We start from the raw sequence: 19,993 nt of genomic DNA on the forward strand, positions 1-19,993 counted from the left end.
ATACGCTGTCGCCCGGTATCGCGTAACCGATTGCTAACTGCGAGTTGTAACGACCTTTCCATTTGTGCTGCGTAACGATGCCGCGCCCTGGGAGAGATCAGCGTGCGCATCGAACACCGCAATTCATCGTCAGGAAATGCCGATGCTGGCTCGACCAAGGGGCTGGCGTTCTGTGCCGGCCTGTTGGTCGGCAGCCTGCTCGGAAGCGCGACCGCGCAATGGAGTGAGCGCGAAGGCCTGCTGATGGCGGCATTCGCGATCATGGCCGTGATCGTCTTCCTGTTGCTCAAGCGGCACGAAATCTCCGACGAGCGGCTCGCCACCGAACGTCGCAATCTCATGACCGCCGTGAACAACATTCCGCAGGGCCTCGTGCTCTACGATGCATCGGCGCGCATCATCATCTGCAACCGCCCCTACATCGAGATGTTCGGGCTTTCGCCCGACGTCGCCAAGCCCGGCTGCACGATGCACCGGCTGATTGCGCATAGACAGGAGACGGGCTCGTTCGACGGCGATGTCGACGACTTCTGCGACGCCATCATCGGCAACGTGAAGCTTGGCCGCGCCACGCGTCAGCTGACGCAGGCGCCGGGCGGGCGCGCGATCGAGATCGTCAACAAGCCGCTGCCGGAAGGCGGCTGGGTGGCGACCATCCAGGATGTCACCGAGCGTGCGCGCACCGAGAACAAGATCGCCCACATGGCGCACTATGATGCGCTGACCGACCTGCCGAACCGCGTGCTGTTCCGCGAACGCCTGGAGCGGGCGCTGAAGGCGATCCGGCCGGATCAGCAGCTCGCGGTCATGTATATCGACATCGACGAGTTCAAGGCCGTCAACGACGCGCTCGGCCATCAGATCGGCGACGAATTGCTCAGGGCGATCGCCGACCGCCTGCGCGGCTGCGTTGGGGACACCGACGTCGCGGCGCGGCTCGGCGGCGACGAGTTTGCCGTGATCCAGACCGCCGTCCGCGATCAGACCGAGACCATGCAGCTCCTCGCTGCGATCTATCAGGCGATCCGCCGGCCGATCGACTGCAGCGGGCATCTGATCACCACCGATGCCAGCATCGGCATCGCCGTTGCGCCCGCCGACGGCCTCGACATCGATCAATTGCTGCGCAATGCCGACCTCGCGCTCTACGGAGCCAAGAGCGACGGCCGCCGCACCTACCGGTTCTTCGAGACCGGCATGGATGCACGCGCCAAGGCGCGGCGCAGCCTCGAGCTCGAGCTGCGCCAGGCGATCGCCGACGGCAGCTTCGAGCTGCACTATCAGCCGCTGCTCCATCTCGAGGAGGGCCAGGTCAGTTGCTGCGAGGCGCTGGTGCGCTGGCGTCATCCCGAACGCGGCACCATCTCGCCGGCGGATTTCATCCCGATCGCCGAGGACACCGGCCTGATCAACGATCTCGGTCACTGGGTGCTCAACACCGCGTGCCGCGAGGCGATGAACTGGCCGGAGCATGTTCATGTCGCGGTCAACGTGTCTCCGATCCAGTTCAAGAGCCAGACGCTGGCACTCAACGTCGCCGCCGCGCTCGCCGCGACAGGTCTGGCACCTTCGCGGCTCGAGCTCGAGATCACCGAGGCGGTGCTGATCCGCGACGACGAGGCTGCGCTCGATATCCTGCATCAGCTGCGCGAACTCGGCGTCCGTATCGCGCTCGACGATTTCGGCACCGGCTATTCCTCGCTGAGCTATCTGCAGCGCTTCCCCTTCGACAAGATCAAGATCGATCGCGCCTTCATCAAGGATCTCGCCGGGACCGGCGCGTCGTCCACGATCGTCCAGGCCGTCGTCAACATCGCCGCTGCCAGCGACATGACCACGACCGCGGAGGGCGTCGAGACCGAGCAGCAGCGCAACCTGCTGCGCATCCTCGGCTGCACCGAGATGCAGGGCTATCTGTTCAGCCGGCCGGTGTCATCGGCTGAAATCCGCAAGCTCCTGTCGTCGGATCACGAGAAGGCTGTCTCGGTCGCCTGACGCCTGCCTTGACCGCTTTCACGAGGTGATTCCGGCCACGGAATGCCCTGCGAGCGCAATTGCCGTCGCCAGTAATTTGTTGACGGGACCTAATCATTTGTACACTAGTACAAATCGGCGCGCCGCTCACCTGTCCAACCGCAAGTCGTCGATCCGGCGTCGTCGCGGAGGGAGACCGTCCATGCAGCCGGAACCGATCTTCGATCTCGCGCATCTCGGGCACATGGAGCTTTTGACGCCGAAGCCGGACGAGAGCCTGAAATTCTTTGTCGACGTCATGGGCATGACCGTCAGCGGCCGCAAGGGCGAGTCGGTCTATCTGCGCGGCTGGGACGATTACGAGCGCTATTCGCTGAAGCTGACGGCGTCGAAGACTTCGGGGATGGAGCACATGGCGCTGCGGGCGCGCAGCCCGCAGGCGCTCGAACGCCGCGTTGCCGCGCTGAAGGGCTCGGGCTTCGATATCGGCTGGATCGACGGTGACATGGGGCAGGGGCCGGCATTCCGCTGCCGCGATCCCGACGGCCATGTCATCGAGCTCTATTACGAGACCGAGTGGTACGAGGCGCCGGCCGAGCTGAAGCCCGCGCTGAAAAACCAGGCGCAGCGCTTTCCGGCGCGCGGCGTCAATGTCCGCCGGCTTGACCATCTCAATTGCCTTGCGGTCGACATCAAGGCCAACCGTCTGTTCTTCGAAGACTACCTCGGCTGCCGCACCACCGAGCAGATCGTGCTCAACGACGGCACGGAAGCCGCGATGTGGATGACGATGTCGAACAAGAGCTACGACTTCGCCTATACGCGCGACCATTACGGCAAGCCCGGCCGGTTTCACCATGTTACCTACGCGCTCGACAGCCGCGAGGAGATCCTGCGGGCCGCGGATATTTTTCTCGAGCACGGGGTGCATATCGAGACCGGGCCGCACAAGCACGCGATCCAGCAGACCTTCTTCCTCTATGTCTATGAACCCGGCGGCAACCGCGTCGAGGTCGCCAACGCCGGCGCACGCCTGATCCTCGCGCCGGACTGGAAGCCGATCGTGTGGACCGAGGAAGAGCGCAGGAAGGGACAGGCGTGGGGGTTGAAGACGATCGAGTCGTTTCACACCCACGGCACCCCGCCCGTGATCGACTAGATGCGAGACCGCCGCACGAAGGCCGCCCGAGCGCGTCGATACGCCGCCGCGAACACCCGCGGTCGCTGACGACAGCGCCGACGCGCAACCGATATGATCCGGTTCGCGGCGGCGGACGCTGCGCCGCGCGAAATTTGAACCGGTGAGAGCGGGCACAATGGCTGGCAAGACGCGAAAGACGTCGGCGAAGGGGGCGAAAAAGAGCGCCGCGAAGCGTGGCTCTGCAAAGCCGCGTCTGCTCGCGGGCAGCAATCCGCAGATCGCAAAAGGCTATGGCGATGCTCCGGTGCAAGCCTATATCGCCGCGATGCCCGGGTGGAAGCGCGACGTCGGGCGCAAGCTTGACGCGCTCATCGTGCGTGCCGTCCCCGGCGTGCACAAGGCGGTGAAGTGGAACTCGCCGCTCTACGGCATGGAAGGCGACGGCTGGTTCCTCGGCATCCATGTCTTCACGCGCTACGTCAAGGTGGCTTTCTTTCGCGGTGCGTCGCTGCATCCGGTGCCGCCGGGCGAGTCCAAGCAGCAGCACACGCGCTATCTCGACATTCACGAGAACGACGAGCTCGACGAAGCCCAGTTCACCGCGTGGGTGAAGCAAGCCAGTCAATTGCCCGGCGAACGGATGTGAGTGGCAACGCAGGTCAGGACCGGTAAGCAGCGGCCACGACGCGCTGTCGATGCAGCTCTGCGCGATAGAGCATTGCCTCGCCTCAGCCCTTTGGTGTTAGGCTGCACCAAAGCCCGATGAATCGCCATCGCGCTTTGGATTGTTGTCCTGGCATGATCTTTTCGGAAAACCGCTTCGCACTTTTCCGGATCATGCTCTGGTAACGTCAGAGGAAAACGTCGATGAGCGAACACACGACGGACAAGCGCGTGCGAGAGGCGTCTCGCAGGCGATTCCTTCAGGCCGGCGCAGCACTGGCCGGTGGCTCCGCCATATCGGGAGTTGCCGGTTCTACCGCGCTTGCCGAACAGGGGAATAATCTTCCGCCCAATGTGCCGGAATGGATGAAAGCGCCCGGCGACCCGATGGGAAGCCAGCCCTATGGCACGCCGTCGGTTCACGAGAAGGCTGTCGTCAAGAACATCTCGAAGACGCTGCCGCAATACATCTCCGCTTCGGGCCGCACGCCGCTGCAGGAGCTCGACGGCATCATCACGCCGAACGGTTTGTTCTACGAACGCCACCATGGCGGCGTGCCGACCATCGACCCGGCCGAGCACCGGCTGGTGCTGCATGGCATGGTCGATCGCCCGCTGGTGTTCACGATGGAGGACATCCGCCGCTTTCCGTCGCAGTCGCGCATCCACTTCCTCGAGTGCTCCGGCAATCCGGTCTACACCAAGCCGTACGGCAAGACGGCCTCCGACCTCGTCGGCCTGCTGAGCTGTGCGGAATGGACCGGCGTGCCGCTGAAGACGGTGCTGGACGAAGCGGGCCTGCAGGCCGGCGCCAAATGGATCGTGGCCGAAGGCGCCGACGCCGCTGCGTTGACGCGCTCGATCCCGATCGAGAAATGCCTCGACGACGCCATGCTGGTCTACAGCCAGAATGGCGAGCGGCTGCGCCCGCAGCAGGGCTATCCGCTGCGCCTGTTGCTGCCCGGCTTCGAGGGCAACATGAACGTGAAGTGGCTGCGCCGGCTCAAGGTCGTCGCCGAGCCGGCCTATTCGCGCGAGGAGACCTCGAAATACACCGATCCGATGCCCGACGGCACGTCGCGCGAATTCACCTTCTATATGGAAGCCAAGTCGATCATCACGCGGCCGTCCGGCGGGCAGAAGCTGACCGCGCAGGGCTTTCACGAGATTACCGGCATCGCCTGGAGCGGTCACGGCAAGGTCAAGAGCGTCGAGGTCTCGCTCGACGAGGGCAAGAGCTGGCAGCAGGCCGAATTGCAGGAGCCGGTGTTGACGCGCGCGCTCACGCGTTTCCGCTTGCCCTGGCATTGGGACGGCAAACCCGCCGTGATCCAGAGCCGCGCCGTCGACGAGACCGGATACGTCCAGCCGACGCTGGCGGAATTGGTCAAGGTGCGCGGTCTCAACTCGTTCTACCACAACAACGCGATCTGGCCCTGGCGCATCGATGCGAATGGTGAGGTGACCAATGGCCAGGCGTAAGCTCAAGGCGGCGTTCCTCGTGAGTGCGATCGCGATGCTCGCGACTGCCGGGCAGGCCGAGGATCGCTTTGGCATCGGGCGTGCGGCAACGCCTGTCGAGATCGGCGGCTGGAACATCGATATCGGCCGTGACGGCTCCAACCTGCCGCCGGGCAACGGCAGCGTCGAGCGCGGCCGCACGGTGTTCAGCGAGCAATGCGCGGCGTGCCACGGCGACAACGGGCAGGGCGGCGTCGGCGACCGCCTGGTCGGCGGACAGGGCACGCTGGCGAGTCTCAAGCCGATCCGCACCGTCGGCAGCTATTGGCCCCATGCGCCGACGCTGTTCGACTACATCCGCCGCGCGATGCCGCAGAACGCGCCGCAGTCGCTGAGCAATGAGGACGTCTACGCGGTTTCCGCCTACATCCTCAGCCTGAACGGCATCGTGCCGGCCAATGCGGTGCTCGACGCCAAGTCGCTCGCCGCCGTCAAGATGCCGAACCGCGACGGCTTCGTCTCCGATCCGCGGCCGGACGTGCACAACCACTGAGCGGCAGGCACGGCCGGCTGGCTCGCAGCATCGTGACGTCGTGGCCCCTGTGCCTGGAGGATTGCCGTCCCTATCTCCGTTTGGGGGCGGCTCGGCCGTCATCCGGCACACGTTTATTGATCGATAGGAGAGGCCGCATGACCAGGTCATGGGCAGTCGCAGCCGCTGTGCTGCTCGTGGGAATGACGTTTACGCCGGTCGCGGCCCAGATGTCGGAGCCGGCATATTTCGACGCGCAAAATCCCGGGCGCAGCGCGATCAACGGCGGCGCCCTGACGCCATGGGGCGAGGCCCAGGAGGCCGCGCAGCGCGGCAGCAATCCGGCGAACGCCTACGGCGCCATGTCCGCGGCGGAGCCATCTTCCGCCTGCGCGCGTTACCGTTCATTCGATCCGGCGTCCGGTACCTTCCTTGGCCGCGACGGCCGCCGCCATCCCTGCCGATAAGGCCCTGTACCGCGCTTGGCGGTGGATAAGGGCGCCGGCATTCGCCCGGCGCCCGAACGACTGGACGTTAGGCGCGTTATAGTCCGCCGATCGTGTCGGGTCCCGCCGGACCCGAGCGGCGGAGGACACCCGGCGTGACAGATGCTCTGGCCGGTTTCTGGGACCGAAAGTCGACCTCGGACCTGTTGCGGGAGGCGGCGCGGGCCGATGGCGACGCGGAGACGCCGATCTTCAGGCGGTCGCTGTCGGCGTTGCAACTGGTCACGCTCGGTATCGGCGGCATCATCGGCGCCGGCATCTTCGTGCTGACGGGCCACGCGGCCGCCGCCAATGCCGGTCCCGCGGTCACGCTCTCCTTCATGATTGGTGCGGTGGCCTGCGCCTTCGCCGGCCTGTGCTACGCCGAGATGTCGTCGACGGTGCCGATCTGCGGCAGCGCCTACACCTATGCCTATGCCACGCTCGGCGAACTGATCGCCTGGATCATCGGCTGGGATCTGATCCTCGAATACGCGGTCGGCGCGATCGCGGTCTCGGTCGGGTGGTCCGGCTATTTCGTCAGTCTGATGCGCGATTTTGGCGTCGACCTGCCGCCGCAATTCACCTCGGCGCCGCTCGCCTACGACGTCAACACCGGCGCGTGGTCGTCGACCGGTGCGGTCATCAACATCCCGTCGATGGCGATCATCGCCTTCGTGACCACGCTGCTGGTGGTCGGCATTCGCGAGTCCGCGCGCTTCACCAGCTTCGTCGTCGTGGTCAAGCTCGTCGTGATCGCGCTGTTTCTCGCCACCGCGGCTTCCTCGGTGACGCTGGCGAACTGGGTGACGGCGAGCAACCCGGAGGGCGCGCTGATCCCGCCGAATGCCGGTCCTGGCGTGTTCGGCTGGTCCGGCGTGGTCCGCGGCGCGGCGGTGGTGTTCTTCGCCTATATCGGCTTCGACGCGATCTCGACCGCGGCGCAGGAAGCGAAGACGCCGGAGCGCGACATGCCGATCGGCATTCTCGGCTCGCTCGTGATCTGCGCCGCGCTCTATGTCGCGGTCGGATTCGTGCTGACCGGCATCGTGCCCTATGACCGGCTCAGCGTGCCCGATCCGATCGCGGTCGGCATCGATGCGATCGGTATCGGCTGGCTCGGTCCGTTCATCAAGCTCGGCATCCTGTTCGGATTGACATCGGTGATCCTCATCATGCTGCTGGCGCAACCGCGGATCTTTCGCGCCATGGCGCATGACGGATTGCTGCCGGGCTTTGCCGCTAAGATCCATCCGCGCTTCCAGACCCCCTATGTCTCGACCATCTTCGCCGGCACCGTGGCCGCTCTTCTCGGTGGGCTGTTGCCGATCGGGCTGGTCGGCGAACTGGTCTCGATCGGCACGCTGTTCGCGTTCACGGTGGTCTCGATCGGCACGCTGGTGCTGCGCGTGCGCGATCCGGAATTGCCGCGTCCGTTCAAGGCGCCGGCGATCTGGCTGGTGGCCCCCGCCGCCGCTGCAACCTCGCTGTTCCTGATGTTCGGCCTGCCGCTCGACACTTGGATCAGGCTCGCGGTGTGGCTAATGATCGGGCTTGTGATCTATGCGGCCTATGGCAGACGGCACAGCCGGCTGCGGGCAGGCGGCGGGGACCGCGCGGGCCTATAGTGCGCGCGCGTGCGGCCTGCTAGATGTACGCGTTGAGATAGCACCGCAAGCCGCGACAGGCCGGCATTCCCCGGGGAGACTTCCATGCAAAATCCAACGGCAGGCGCGCGATGGATGGTCGCCGCGCTCGTCTCGATCAGCATCGCGTCGGCTGCGCCCGGTCGCGCAGCCTCGGTTGCGCCGGCCGCTGCCGAGAACGGCATGGTGGTCTCCGCGCAGCATCTCGCGACCCAGGTCGGCGTCGAGGTGTTGAAGCGGGGCGGCAATGCGGTCGATGCGGCGGTCGCCGTTGGTTACGCGCTTGCGGTGGCCTATCCCGCCGCCGGCAATCTCGGTGGCGGCGGGTTCATGACCATCCAGTTCGCCGATGGCCGCAAGACCTTCCTGGATTTCCGCGAGACCGCGCCGAAAGGCGCCACAGCCGACATGTATCTCGACAAGGACGGCAACGTTATCCCCGGCCTTTCGACCAAGGGGCATCTCGCTGTCGGCGTACCGGGCTCGGTGGCCGGGATGGAGTATGCGCGCGAGAAATACGGCACAATGAAGCGCGCTGACGTCATCGCGCCGGCGCTGCAACTGGCGGAGGATGGTTTTGTGCTCGACCAGGGCGACGTCAGCATGCTGCAGACCTCGACCAAGGACTTTCAGGACGATCCGGCCTCGGCCGCGATCTTCCTCAACAACGGCAAGCCGTTCCAGGTCGGCGAACGGCTGACGCAGCATGAGCTCGCCGAGACGCTGCGCGAGATCAGCAAGCGCGGCAGTGATGGCTTCTACAAGGGCTGGGTTGGTGCTGCGATCGTCGCCGCGAGCCAGGCCGGCAAGGGACTGCTGACGCAGGAGGATCTGGACAACTACAGGGTTCGCGAGCTGGCGCCGGTCGAATGTGACTATCGCGGTTACCACGTGGTCTCGGCGCCGCCGCCCAGTTCGGGCGGTGTGGTGATCTGCGAGATGCTCAACATCCTCGAGGGCTATCCGCTGAAGGAGCTCGGCTACCACTCGGCGCAAGCGGTGCACTACCAGATCGAGGCGATGCGCCACGCTTACGTCGATCGCAACAGCTATCTCGGCGATCCGGACTTCGTGAAAAATCCGCTCGAGCGCCTGCTCGACAAGACCTACGCCGCGAAGATCCGTGCCGCGATCGACCCGGCCAAGGCCGGTGTGTCCAGGGACATCAAGCCCGGCGTTCCGCCGCATGAGGGCAGCAACACCACGCACTATTCGATTGCCGACAAGGACGGCAACGCGGTGTCGGTCACCTACACGCTGAACGACTGGTTCGGTGCCAAGGTGACGGCGGCCAGGACCGGCGTGCTGCTGAACGACGAGATGGACGACTTCACCGCCAAGGTCGGCGTGCCGAACCTGTATGGGCTGGTGCAGGGGGAGGCCAACGCGATCGTCCCCGGCAAGCGTCCGCTGTCCTCGATGAGCCCGACCATCGTCTCCAAGGACGGCAAGCCGGTCATCGTGATGGGCACCCCGGGCGGCAGCCGCATCATCACCGCCGTGCTGCTGACGATGATCAACGCCATCGACTACGGCATGAACGCGCAGGAGGCCGTGGACATGCCGCGCTTCCACCAGCAGTGGCTCCCCGAGGCGACCAACCTCGAGGACTACACGCTGTCGCCGGATACGCGGAAGATCCTGGAGGGCATGGGCCACAAATTCGGCCCGCCGCATCCGGCCAACCACCTCGCGGTGATTATCATCGGCGCGCCGTCGCTGGGCGGCAAGCCGGTCGGCAGCAACCGCTTCTATGGCGCGAACGACCCGCGCCGCAATTCGGGGCTCGCCGCGGGCTATTGATGGTGACGGCTAGCTAGCGACAATCCGTAGCCCGGATGAGCGAAGCGACATCCGGGTCTTGTTGAGCTCCCGCATGTCGCTCCGCTCGTGCGGGCTGCCGCTCCAATTGATCCGTGCTGCGGTCAGGCGACGGCGGTCGACCTGCCGTCCTTTTGCCCGCTGGTCAGCAGCAGGCGCCGGCGGATCGCGTCTTCGATCAGAGCCAGGGATTGCTTGGCTTCGCGCGCCTCGGCTTCGGCGGCCTGGGCGCGGAATTCGGCCGCATCGAGTTGCTCCTGTTGGGACTCGATGCGCCGTCGGGCTTCCTCAAGCGCCCGCGACGCATCCCTCAATTTGCGCTCGGTGGCGGCAATGATTTCGAGCTGCGCCTGTTCGGCGGCCTCGGCGCGCGCTTCGCCGGCGCGAGCCCTGTCCTCGATGCTGCGGAACAAATCCGCCGCCTGGTAGACGAGGTCCAAGGCTTCTGTGCCCATGGCCGATGCGGGTGGTCTTGGAAATCCAAGAACGTTAGGGTCGGCCGTAAATGGCCGTTTAAATCCGCGCAGTGCCATCCAAATCAGCCCGTCGCGAGTCGGTGTATGCCAACAACTTGCGGTAGTTATAGTTAACAAATCCTTAATGTGATTGGCGCGCCGGCGCTGTCCACCGGTTTCTGATGTCGCAGCACCCAAATCGTCGGCCGGATCGGGGAATCGATCCGTCCGGCCCGCGCTTTTCTTTCGGAACGTGCTCTCCGCGCAAGCGTATCGAGACCGCAGCGCTATCAGGCGCGGTGCGCGAAGCGCGCAGCGCTACAGCGGAGATCGATGCAGCCTCCGCGGGGCGCTGCTAGTCGGCGAGGTCTGCCGATTTGGCTGCGGGCGCGAGCCGGGCTCTATGGCATAAGTTTGACGCCTGGCTTGCTTTAATTCTCCGGTGTTGAATTGCAGGTCCATGGAGCGACCGATATACCGGGCGGCCTAAGTGGCACGCAGCGCGCTCAGAACGAGCGACGTATTCGCCACGGAAATCTGGTCGATGAAATTTCTGTTGCGGTTCTTCGGGTTCCTGTTCACCGCAGGCACCATCCTGTTCCTGGCTGGTCTGGCCGCGGTCGCAGGGCTGTTCTGGCATTTCTCCAAGGACCTGCCCGAGTATTCGCAGCTCCAGAACTACGAGCCGCCGGTGATGACCCGCGTGCACGCGGCCGACGGCTCGCTGCTCGGCGAATACGCCAAGGAGCGCAGGCTTTATCTGCCGATCCAGGCAGTGCCGAAGCTCGTGATCAACGCGTTCCTCGCCGCCGAGGACAAGAATTTCTACGAGCATGGCGGCGTCGACTACACCGGCATGGCGCGCGCCGGTGTCGCCTACATCCAGAACTTCGGTTCCAACCGGCGGCCGCAGGGCGCCTCGACAATCACCCAGCAGGTCGCCAAGAACTTCCTTCTGACCAACGAGGTGTCGTTCACCCGCAAGATCAAGGAAGCCTTGCTGGCGATGCGCATCGAGCGCGCCTATTCCAAGGACAAGATCCTCGAGCTCTATCTCAACGAAATCTATCTCGGCCTCGGCGCCTACGGCATCGCGGCGGCCTCGCTGGTGTATTTCGACAAGTCCGTCAATGAGCTGACGGTCGCGGAAGCGGCCTATCTGGCGGCGCTGCCGAAAATGCCGGCCAGCCTGCATCCGGTGCGCAACCGCGCGCGCGCCGTCGAGCGCCGCAACTACGTGATCGACCGCCTCCAGGAGAACGGCTGGATCACCGCCGCCGACGCCGACAAGGCGCGCAAGGAGCCGCTGACCGTCACCAACCGCAGCAATGGCGCGCACACCTTCGCCGGCGAATACTTCTCGGAAGAAGTCCGCCGCGACATCTTCGAGCGCTATGGCGAGAAGAAGCTCTATGAGGGCGGCCTGTCGGTGCGCACCACGCTCGATCCCAAGATCCAGGTGATGGCGCGCAAGGCCATGGTGGCTGGGCTCGTGAACTATGACGAGCAGCAGGGCTATCGCGGTGCGATCCAGAAGCTCGACCTGACCAGTGACTGGGGCGTGCCGCTCGCCGAGATCAAGTCGCTGTCCGACATCTCGCCGTGGCGGATGGCGGTGGTGCTGGAGAGCAACGACCAGTCGGCGCGGATCGGATTCCAGCCGGGCCGCGAGCTCGGCGGCGCCATCAGCAAGCAGCGCGAGACCGGCATCATCACGATGGACGGCGTGCGCTGGGCCAAGAGCAAGGGCAAGACGCCGACATCGGTGGCGCAGGTGCTGCAGCCCGGCGACGTGATCTACGCCGACCCGCTCTTCAGCAAGGACGGCCAGCGCATCGAAGGCCAGTACCGGCTGCGCCAGATCCCCGAACTGTCGGGTGCGATGGTGGCGATGGATCCGCACACCGGCCGCGTGCTGGCGATGGTCGGCGGCTTCTCGTTCGACCAGAGCCAGTTCAACCGCGCGACGCAGGCCTATCGGCAGCCCGGCTCGACCTTCAAGCCGATCGTCTATTCGTCGGCGCTCGACAACGGCTACACCGGATCGACCATGATGATCGACGCCCCGATCGAGATCGACCAGGGGCAGGGCAACATCTGGCGGCCCGAAAACTTCTCGACCGGCAAGTATCAGGGCCAGGTGACGCTGCGCAACGCGCTGCGGCTCTCGCTCAACACGGTGACCGTGCGGCTGGCGCAGGAAATCGGCATGCCGCTGATCGGCGAATATGCAAAGCGCTTCGGCGTCTATGACGAGTTGCCGAACTATCTCGCCTACGCGCTCGGCGCCGGCGAAACCACGGTGATGCGGATGGCCACGGCCTATTCGATGATCGCCAATGGCGGCGTCCGCGTGAAGCCGACCTTGATCGACCGCATCCAGGACCGCTACGGCCACACCATCTTCAAGCACGATCAGCGCGAATGTCGCGGCTGCGACGCGCCGGAGGGCTGGAAGAACCAGCCGGAGCCGCAGCTCGTCGACCGCCGCGAGCGGGTGCTCGACGCGATGTCCGCCTACCAGATCACCTCGCTGATGGAGGGCGTGATTCAGGCCGGTACCGGCACCGCGCTGAAGGACGTCGGCAAGCCGCTCGCCGGCAAGACCGGCACCTCGAACGAGGCCAAGGATCTCTGGTTCGTCGGCTTCTCGCCGGACCTCGTGGTCGGTCTCTATGTCGGCTACGACAAGCCGCGCTCGCTCGGCCGCAACGCGCAGGCCGGCCACACCGCGGCGCCGATCGCGCGCGACTTCCTCAAGCTCGCGCTGGCCGACAAGCCCGCCACCCCGTTCAAGCAGCCGGTCGGCATCCGGCTGGTCCTGGTCGATGCCAAGACCGGCCAGCGCGCCGCGCCCGGTCAGAACAGGGGCGTGGTGCTCGAAGCCTTCAAGCCGGGCCAGGCGCCGCCGGTCAATGATCCCGGGATGGTCGCCGGTACCGATGTGATCGACGGCACCCAGCAGGGCATTTCGCCGGACGCCGATCGGGCCGTGATGCGGTCAGGGACGGGCGGGCTGTACTGAGGCTTGGTGGGCAGGCCTTCGGGCCGCGATTTTCACGCCCATTCCTCGCCAACAATGCTTGCCAAGCGTGGGACCAAGCGGGTAGAAGGTCGCTCTCGCGCGGGCGCTGATTTGGCAGGCGAACCCGCTGCACCGAGATGTCCAGTCATCCAGCTAAGCTGTTGATACCACGGACTATTCTTGGGGAATGGTGTAACGGTAGCACAACAGACTCTGACTCTGTTTGTCTTGGTTCGAATCCAGGTTCCCCAGCCAATCCGCCTCGGTGGCGTGAATCAGCCTCTCAAATCCCGACGAGATTGCCGGCTGCAGCTGCCGACGGAGGTCCAGTCGTATGTGTGCCATCACGGCATGAGGGTGGATTGGTCCGGCGTAATCCACCATGGTCTCGCGCGTGTGGTCCGGCTCGTTGCACCAGAGGTTTAGGCTGATGGACGAAATTCTCTATGCCCGCGAAGCGTCGATCGGCGTCGATGAGTTCATCGAGGTGCTGCGGCAGTCGGGCCTCGGCGAGCGGCGACCGCTGGCGGATACCGACCGGATGGAGCGCATGATCGCCAATGCGAATCTGATCGTGACGGCGCGGAAGGCGGGCAAGTTGGTCGGCGTGTCGCGCGCGCTGACCGATTTCGCCTATTGCTGCTATTTGTCGGACCTTGCGGTCGATCGCGGGTACCAGGGACATGGCATCGGCAAGCGTCTGATCGCGGAAACGCGGCGCCTCGCCGGACCTGAATCGATGTGCCTGCTGTTGTCGGCGCCGGACTCGATTGGGTTCTACAAGACCATCGGCATGCCGCAGCCGGACAACGCGTTCCTCTACAAGCGGGAGCGATAACTGCGCGGCGTTACTTGATCTTGTCGTAGACCGTCGCGAAATCGGCGAGCGGCATCGGGATGGAGATGGTTTCCTTGCCGAGATTCTGGAACGACACCTTCAGCTGCTTGCCCGATTTCAGCTGGGTCAGGACATCGGCGGCGATCGGCGTATTGATGTAGCAGCCGCGCGCCTCGCAAGTCTGGATCGGCACGTCGACGGCCTTGCCGTCGTCGACCTGCAGCTTGGCGCCGACAGGCAGGTTCAATCCGAGTGGAAGCTGGATCAGCGCCACCGGCGTGCGGGTGTCGCCGGGAACGCGGATATTGACCAGCACGATGAGCTGGCCGGTCTTGGTGAGCACCGCGGTCTGTTCCATCGCGCATTCGAGCGGAGCGTCGCGGCTCGCACTGGTACAGCGCGCGACCCAGCCGGAATTGTTGGGCGCTGCTGTATCACCCTGAGGAGCCGCGGGCGCAGCTGCCGGAGTGGGCGCGTTCTTGCTCTTGGCCGTCTGGGCGTGGCCGGAGTGGGCTATGCCGAACACGGTGAACAGGACGAAGAGCGACTTTGCGACAATCTTCACGGTACCGGCTCCGAAATGGACATCTTTCGGATGTGCCGGGATGCCGGCAAAGTCAAGTCACTCGGCGGCCTCCTTGACCGATCCATGCTCGCTGTCGTCAGCGTCGTGGTCGGCGGGCGGCGAGCGGCCCCAGTTGGCAAACGCGTTGGAGAGCCTGTCGAGATAGAGATAGACGACCGGCGTCGTGAACAGCGTCAGCGCCTGGCTGACGATCAGGCCGCCGACCATGGCGTAGCCGAGCGGCTGGCGGATTTCCGAGCCGGTGCCGGTCCCTAGCATCAGCGGCACGCCGCCGAGCAAAGCGGCCATCGTCGTCATCATGATCGGGCGGAAGCGGAGCAGGGCGGCCTGGCGGATCGCCGCCACCGGCTCCATGTGCTGGTCGCGCTCGGCCGCGATCGCGAAGTCGACCATCATGATGCCGTTCTTCTTCACGATGCCGATCAACAGGATGATGCCGATCAGCGCGATCAGCGAGAAGTCGAAGCCGGCCGCCATCAGGATCGCGAGCGCGCCGACGCCGGCCGACGGCAGCGTCGACAGAATCGTGATCGGGTGGATGTAGCTCTCATAGAGAATGCCGAGGATCAGGTAGACGACCACGAGCGCCGCGAGGATCAACAGCGGGACGGTCGACAGCGATTGCTGGAACGCCTGCGCGGTACCCTGGAAGCTCGAGCTCAGTGTCGGCGGCGCGCCAAGGTCGACCATCGCCTTCTGCACCGCTTCCGTCGCCTGGCCGAGCGCAACACCCTGCGCCAGGTTGAACGAGATGGTGATCGCCGGGAACTGGCCCTGGTGGCTGATCGAGAGCGGCCGTACCGGCACGCTGGTCCAGGTCGCGAAGGTCGAGATCGGCACCTGTTCGCCGGTCAGCGGAGACTTGATGTAGATCTTGTTCAGCGTGTCGATCGCGCCCTGGAGCTCCGGCAACACCTCGAGGATGACGTGGTAGCTGTTGAGCTGGGTGAAGTACTGCGTCACCTGGCGCTGGCCGAACGCGTCATAGAGCGTGTCGTCGATCAGCTGCGGCTGGATGCCATAGCGCGAGGCGGTGTCGCGGTTGATCTTCAATTCGAGCGTGGTGCCGTTGGTCTGCTGGTCGGTGGCGACGTCGCGCAGCTGCGGCAGCGTCTGCATCTTGCCGAGAATCTTCGGCGCCCATTCGTTCAATTCGGCGAGGTTGGCATCCTGCAGCGTGAATTCGAACTGGGTGCGGGTCGGGCGGCCGCCGAGGCGGACGTCCTGCGCCGCCTGCATGAACAGCCGGGCACCCTCGACCTTCTCCAGCTTCGGCCGCAGCCGGGCGATGACCTGCTGCGCGTTGGCGTCGCGATCCTTCAGCGGCTTCAGCGTGATGTACATCGCGCCGTTGTTGCCGGCGCGGCCGCTGCCGCCGATCGCCATCGCCACCGTCGCCACCGCGGGATCCTGCTGCACGATCTTGCCGAGTTCCTCCTGCTTCCGCTTCATGTCGGCGAAGGAGATGTCCTGGTTGGCTTCCGAGGTCGCGGTGATCAGGCCGACGTCCTGCTGCGGGAAGAAGCCCTTCGGGATGACGACGAACAGGTAGACTGACAGCGCCAGCGTCCCGAAGAAGATCATCAACGTCGTGAACTTCCAGCGCAAAGCGAGGTCGAGCACGCTCTGATAGCCGCGCAGCATGGCGTCGAAGCCGCGCTCGCTGAGCTGGTAGAACCGGCCGTGCTTCTCGTCATTGTGGGCGCGCAGGAAGCGCGAGGCCATCATCGGGGTCAGCGTCAGCGACACGAACATCGAGACGAAGATGGTCATCGCCAGCACGACCGCGAATTCGCGGAACAGGCGGCCGATGATGCCGCCCATCAGCAGCAGCGGGATCAGCACCGCGACCAGCGAGATGCTGATCGAAACGATGGTGAAGCCGATTTCCTGCGAGCCCTTGAAGGCGGCAGCCATCGGCTTCTCGCCCTCTTCGATGTAGCGGCTGATGTTCTCCAGCATCACGATGGCGTCGTCGACCACGAAGCCGACCGCGATCGTCAGTGCCATCAGCGACAGATTGTCGAGCGTGTAGCCGAACACCCACATCAACGCGCAGGCGCCGAGCAGCGCCAATGGCACCGTGACTGTCGGGATCACGGTCGCCCAGAAACTGCGCAGGAAGACGAAGATCACCATCACGACCAGGAAGATGGTCAGCAGCAGGGTGAACTGGACGTCCTCGACCGCCGCGCGGATCGTGGTGGTGCGGTCGCTGATGACGTCGATCTTGATCGCCGGCGGGATCGCGGCGACCAGCCGGGGCAGCGTCGCCTTGATCTTGTCGACGGTGTCGATGACGTTGGCGCCGGGCTGCTTGAAGATGACGAGGAATACGCCGCGCTTGCCGTTGGCCCAGGCGGCCTGCTTGGCGTCCTCGGGCCCGGTGACGGCCTGGCCGATGTCACGGATCCGCAGCGGCCCGCCGTTGCGGTAGGCGATGATGACGTCGTTCCACGGGCTTGCCGTCAGCAACTGGTCGTTGGCGTAGATGGTATAGGCGCGGGTGGCGCCGTCGATATTGCCCTTCGGACTGTCGACGGTGGCGATGTTGATCGCGGCGCGGACGTCCTCCAGCGACAGGCCCTTGGCGACGAGCTTGGCCGGGTCGATCTGGACGCGAACCGACGGCTTCTGCTGGCCGCCGATGATGACCTGCGCAACGCCCGAGATCTGGCTGATCTGCTGCGCCAGCTGGGCGTCGACGGCATCGCTGACTGTCGTCAGCGGCAGCGTGTCCGATGTCGCCGACAGCAGCATGATCGGCGAGTCCGCCGGGTTGACCTTGCGGTAGGTCGGCGGCGAGGGAAGGGTTTTCGGCAACTGGCCGCTGGCCGCGTTGATGGCGGCCTGCACGTCATTGGCGGCGCCGTCGATGCTGCGGTTGAGGTCGAACTGGATGGTGACCGCCGCCGTGCCGAGATAGCTCGTCGAGGTCATCTGCGCGATGCCCGGGATCTGCGCGAACTGGCGTTCCAGCGGCTGGGCGACCGATGTCGCCATCGTTTCCGGGCTGGCGCCGGGCAGGGTCGCGGTGATCTGGATGGTGGGGAAGTCGACCTGCGGCAGCGGCGCGACCGGCAGCAGGGGATAGGCGACGAGACCGACGAACAGGATGCCTGCCATCAGCAGCGAGGTGCCGATGGGGAAACGAATGAATGGTGCGGAAATTCCGGCGCCGACGCTCATTCCTGCGCAACCTTCGACTGGGACGGATCCGAGCTCGCCACCGCCGTTGTCACCAGGGTTCCCGGCGAGACCTTGTACTGGCCCGCGGTGATCACCTGCTGTCCCGGCGACAGGCCCTCGTCGATCACCGACTTGCCGTCGATCGACTGACTGACCTTGATCTTGCGAAGCTCGGCCTTGTTCTCCTGATTGACTGAATACGCGTAGAGGCCATCGGTGCCATGCTGCACCGCGTCATCCGGGACGACGGTGGCATCCTTCAAGGTTCTGACCAGAAGGCGGGTCGAGACCGACTGGCCCGGCCACAGCGCGTGGTCCTTGTTATCAAACACCGCCTTCAGCCGGACAGTCCCGCTTGACGTGTCGACCTGATTGTTGATCAGCGCCAGGGTTCCCGTGGATAGCACCCGCTTGCCGTCGGTGGTCAGGGCAATGGTCTTGGGCGGCGCCACGGCCAGCGCCGCCTTGATATCCGGCAGCTGGTCTTCCGGCGCGGTGAAGATCACCGTGATCGGCTCGATCTGGGTGATCGTGACAATGCCAGTCTGGGCCGAGGCATTGACGATGTTGCCGATATCGACCAGTCGCAGGCCGACAATGCCGTCGATCGGGGACTTGACGGTGGTGTAGTCCACCTGGGTCTGGGCGTTGAAGATGGCGGCCTCGTCAGCCGAGATCTGGGCGGTCAGCTGCGCCACCGTGGAGCGCTGGGTGTCGAGCTGCTGGCGTGTCGCGAACTCGCCGAGCCTGGTGGTGCGCTGCAGGTCGAGATTGGCGTTGGCGAGATTGGCTTCGTCCTGGGCCTTCTTGGCCTTGGCCTGGTCGAGCGTTGCCTGATAGGGCCGCGGATCGATCTCGACCAGCGTGTCCCCGGCCTTGACGAACTGGCCTTCCTTGAAAGCGATCCTGGTGATCTGGCCGTCGACCCGGGTGCGGACCTGGACGGTGTTGAATGCCTGCACGGTGCCGAGACCCGTGAGATAGACCGGGAAGTCGGCCTTCTCGACCGGCGAGATCTTGACCGGGACGGCCGGGCGTTGGGCGGAGCGCTTCTGGGCGGCTTCGGCCGCCTGTTGGTTGCTCGTGTGTTTCTGCCAGCCGAAATAACCGGCGGCGCCGACCGCAGCGATCACTAAAACCCAACCGATGGTGCGTGACTTTGACATACGGACTCTTGGGTTCGACGTAACAATAAAGGCTGATCGAAACGGTTCACAGAGCTTGCGGATATAATATGCGTGCACTTAATGTGTAAACACACCAAGGCTTGAGAATCCTAAACATTTGGAAAGGTTTAGGTCAGAAACGAGCAGAAACAATTCGCCTGGGAAACGCACCGAGGACCCCTATGTCGCTCGATCTCAAACGCCAGTTTATCGCGCAGCTTGTCGAGAGTTCCCGGCTGCTGCGCAATTATATCGATCATCGCGCCAAGGCGCGAGGCACCACGCGTGCGCAATGGATCGTGCTCTTCCGCCTGCGCGAGCAGGAGGGACTTTCCCAGGTCGATCTCGCCGACGTCCTCGAATTGCAACCGATCTCGCTGGTGCGGCTGCTCGACCGCCTCGTCGAGCATGGCCTGCTCGAACGCCGGCCCGATCCCAGGGATCGCCGTGCCAATCGCCTGTTCCTGACCCGGAGCGGGCGTCGTCTCGTCGACGATCTCGACAGTTTGCGCGACGCGATCGCCGGCGACGTGTTGCGCGACGTCTCCGACAAGCACGTCGAAAGCGGCCTCGCCACGCTGCGCGAGGTCAAGGATCGCATCAAGGCGCTCGGCGAGGAGGCGGAGCGCATCGCTGCGAAATAGCGCATCTCATCGCGCGCAGATTCCTTCGCTTTATCCATTCACCCGTTGCAGCGTGCCGGTTGAATCGTCGCGGGATGTCGTTCATATCGCGCGGCAACGATGCGAGAGGACGAGGGCTGCGATGGATGAGTTGAACGGGCGCATGATGGCATGCCAGATCCTGGTCACCGGATTGATCGCGCGCGTCGCCAACGAGCAGCGGGATCCGCTGCGCTTTCTCACCGACTTCCGCGACGAGATCAAAGCGGTCGTCAACGGCGTCAACATCGCCGGCCTCGAGAACAGCGACCGCGTGCGGCAGGTCGCGCAGCGGACGATCGACGAGCTGTTTTCGCTGATGAAGCCGCCAAGCGCCGAGTAATCGCGT

General features: G+C 64.8%; 16 protein-coding genes and 1 tRNA gene. 13 read left to right on the forward strand and 4 right to left on the reverse strand.

Annotation, left to right across the window (positions count from 1 at the left end):
* The first annotated feature begins 102 nt into the window (after window positions 1-102).
* From ACVW1B_RS09840 to ggt, 8 genes are all read left to right on the forward strand, one after another.
* Window positions 103-1,995 carry a putative bifunctional diguanylate cyclase/phosphodiesterase gene (locus tag ACVW1B_RS09840; protein ID WP_456821572.1) on the forward strand — a complete coding sequence of 631 codons (1,893 nt, stop codon included), beginning with the start codon at window positions 103-105 and terminating at the stop codon, window positions 1,993-1,995.
* A 181-nt stretch (window positions 1,996-2,176) separates the two neighbouring features.
* Window positions 2,177-3,133: a catechol 2,3-dioxygenase gene (locus ACVW1B_RS09845; RefSeq protein WP_456780870.1), complete on the forward strand. Its 957-nt coding sequence runs from the start codon at window positions 2,177-2,179 to the stop codon at window positions 3,131-3,133.
* A gap of 157 nt (window positions 3,134-3,290) precedes the next feature.
* On the forward strand, window positions 3,291-3,761 hold the full coding sequence (locus tag ACVW1B_RS09850; protein WP_253609151.1) for a DUF1801 domain-containing protein: 471 nt from the start codon (window positions 3,291-3,293) through the stop codon (window positions 3,759-3,761).
* Between the two features lie 221 nt (window positions 3,762-3,982).
* The gene (gene soxC / locus ACVW1B_RS09855) at window positions 3,983-5,260 is read left to right on the forward strand and encodes a sulfite dehydrogenase (protein ID WP_253609150.1); all 1,278 of its coding nucleotides are present in this window, start codon (window positions 3,983-3,985) and stop codon (window positions 5,258-5,260) included.
* Between the two features lie 34 nt (window positions 5,261-5,294).
* Window positions 5,295-5,792, forward strand: a complete 498-nt coding sequence (locus ACVW1B_RS09860) for a c-type cytochrome (protein WP_456823021.1) — start codon at window positions 5,295-5,297, stop codon at window positions 5,790-5,792.
* 137 nt (window positions 5,793-5,929) lie between these two features.
* Window positions 5,930-6,238, forward strand: coding sequence for a BA14K family protein (locus tag ACVW1B_RS09865; protein ID WP_253609149.1), 309 nt, complete (start codon window positions 5,930-5,932; stop codon window positions 6,236-6,238).
* Between the two features lie 134 nt (window positions 6,239-6,372).
* A complete protein-coding gene (locus ACVW1B_RS09870) occupies window positions 6,373-7,884 on the forward strand; it encodes an amino acid permease (protein WP_253609148.1) in 1,512 nt (503 codons plus the stop codon).
* Window positions 7,885-7,968: 84 nt separating this feature from the next.
* A complete protein-coding gene (gene ggt, locus ACVW1B_RS09875; protein WP_253609147.1) occupies window positions 7,969-9,705 on the forward strand; it encodes a gamma-glutamyltransferase in 1,737 nt (578 codons plus the stop codon).
* A 122-nt stretch (window positions 9,706-9,827) separates the two neighbouring features.
* On the opposite strand, the gene ACVW1B_RS09880 is transcribed toward ggt, so the two are convergent.
* Window positions 9,828-10,163: a hypothetical protein gene (locus tag ACVW1B_RS09880; protein ID WP_456780869.1), complete on the reverse strand. Its 336-nt coding sequence runs from the start codon at window positions 10,161-10,163 to the stop codon at window positions 9,828-9,830.
* A gap of 559 nt (window positions 10,164-10,722) precedes the next feature.
* On the opposite strand from ACVW1B_RS09880, the gene ACVW1B_RS09885 reads away from it, so the two are divergent.
* The 3 genes from ACVW1B_RS09885 (at window position 10,723) to ACVW1B_RS09895 (ending at window position 14,041) form a co-directional block, all read left to right on the forward strand.
* Window positions 10,723-13,203: a penicillin-binding protein 1A gene (locus ACVW1B_RS09885; RefSeq protein ID WP_253609145.1), complete on the forward strand. Its 2,481-nt coding sequence runs from the start codon at window positions 10,723-10,725 to the stop codon at window positions 13,201-13,203.
* A 181-nt stretch (window positions 13,204-13,384) separates the two neighbouring features.
* Window positions 13,385-13,458: transfer RNA gene (locus tag ACVW1B_RS09890), tRNA-Gln, on the forward strand.
* 175 nt (window positions 13,459-13,633) lie between these two features.
* On the forward strand, window positions 13,634-14,041 hold the full coding sequence (locus ACVW1B_RS09895; RefSeq protein ID WP_018271115.1) for a GNAT family N-acetyltransferase: 408 nt from the start codon (window positions 13,634-13,636) through the stop codon (window positions 14,039-14,041).
* Window positions 14,042-14,051: 10 nt separating this feature from the next.
* Here the strand turns inward: ACVW1B_RS09895 and ACVW1B_RS09900 are convergent, their stop codons facing one another.
* The 3 genes from ACVW1B_RS09900 to ACVW1B_RS09910 are packed head-to-tail and all read right to left on the reverse strand — an operon-like array spanning window position 14,052 to window position 18,982.
* The gene (locus tag ACVW1B_RS09900; protein WP_253609144.1) at window positions 14,052-14,606 is read right to left on the reverse strand and encodes an invasion associated locus B family protein; all 555 of its coding nucleotides are present in this window, start codon (window positions 14,604-14,606) and stop codon (window positions 14,052-14,054) included.
* A gap of 57 nt (window positions 14,607-14,663) precedes the next feature.
* Window positions 14,664-17,816 carry an efflux RND transporter permease subunit gene (locus ACVW1B_RS09905; protein WP_092085529.1) on the reverse strand — a complete coding sequence of 1,051 codons (3,153 nt, stop codon included), beginning with the start codon at window positions 17,814-17,816 and terminating at the stop codon, window positions 14,664-14,666.
* The gene (locus ACVW1B_RS09910; RefSeq protein ID WP_456780866.1) at window positions 17,813-18,982 is read right to left on the reverse strand and encodes an efflux RND transporter periplasmic adaptor subunit; all 1,170 of its coding nucleotides are present in this window, start codon (window positions 18,980-18,982) and stop codon (window positions 17,813-17,815) included. Before ACVW1B_RS09910 ends, ACVW1B_RS09905 begins: the two co-directional genes overlap by 4 nt.
* Before the next feature lie 182 nt (window positions 18,983-19,164).
* Between ACVW1B_RS09910 and ACVW1B_RS09915 the strand changes: the two genes are divergently transcribed.
* Window positions 19,165-19,626 (forward strand): MarR family winged helix-turn-helix transcriptional regulator, encoded by a 462-nt coding sequence (locus ACVW1B_RS09915; RefSeq protein ID WP_016841339.1) that lies wholly within the window; start codon window positions 19,165-19,167, stop codon window positions 19,624-19,626.
* Between the two features lie 121 nt (window positions 19,627-19,747).
* Window positions 19,748-19,987, forward strand: coding sequence for a hypothetical protein (locus tag ACVW1B_RS09920; RefSeq protein WP_028344615.1), 240 nt, complete (start codon window positions 19,748-19,750; stop codon window positions 19,985-19,987).
* Window positions 19,988-19,993 lie beyond the last annotated feature (6 nt).

The organism is Bradyrhizobium sp. USDA 4502, from assembly GCF_054063355.1.

What these genes read in the sequence shown, in the direction of transcription:
- soxC (WP_253609150.1), top strand. Translation starts at nt 3,983, where the DNA reads ATGAGCGAACACACGACGGACAAGCGCGTGCGAGAGGCGTCTCGCAGG.
- ggt (WP_253609147.1), top strand. Translation starts at nt 7,969, where the DNA reads ATGCAAAATCCAACGGCAGGCGCGCGATGGATGGTCGCCGCGCTCGTC.
- ACVW1B_RS09845 (WP_456780870.1), top strand. Translation starts at nt 2,177, where the DNA reads ATGCAGCCGGAACCGATCTTCGATCTCGCGCATCTCGGGCACATGGAG.
- ACVW1B_RS09915 (WP_016841339.1), top strand. Translation starts at nt 19,165, where the DNA reads ATGTCGCTCGATCTCAAACGCCAGTTTATCGCGCAGCTTGTCGAGAGT.
- ACVW1B_RS09920 (WP_028344615.1), top strand. Translation starts at nt 19,748, where the DNA reads ATGGATGAGTTGAACGGGCGCATGATGGCATGCCAGATCCTGGTCACC.
- ACVW1B_RS09885 (WP_253609145.1), top strand. Translation starts at nt 10,723, where the DNA reads ATGAAATTTCTGTTGCGGTTCTTCGGGTTCCTGTTCACCGCAGGCACC.
- ACVW1B_RS09860 (WP_456823021.1), top strand. Translation starts at nt 5,295, where the DNA reads ATGCTCGCGACTGCCGGGCAGGCCGAGGATCGCTTTGGCATCGGGCGT.
- ACVW1B_RS09895 (WP_018271115.1), top strand. Translation starts at nt 13,634, where the DNA reads ATGGACGAAATTCTCTATGCCCGCGAAGCGTCGATCGGCGTCGATGAG.
- ACVW1B_RS09850 (WP_253609151.1), top strand. Translation starts at nt 3,291, where the DNA reads ATGGCTGGCAAGACGCGAAAGACGTCGGCGAAGGGGGCGAAAAAGAGC.
- ACVW1B_RS09910 (WP_456780866.1), bottom strand. Translation starts at nt 18,982, where the DNA reads ATGTCAAAGTCACGCACCATCGGTTGGGTTTTAGTGATCGCTGCGGTC.
- ACVW1B_RS09865 (WP_253609149.1), top strand. Translation starts at nt 5,930, where the DNA reads ATGACCAGGTCATGGGCAGTCGCAGCCGCTGTGCTGCTCGTGGGAATG.
- ACVW1B_RS09905 (WP_092085529.1), bottom strand. Translation starts at nt 17,816, where the DNA reads ATGAGCGTCGGCGCCGGAATTTCCGCACCATTCATTCGTTTCCCCATC.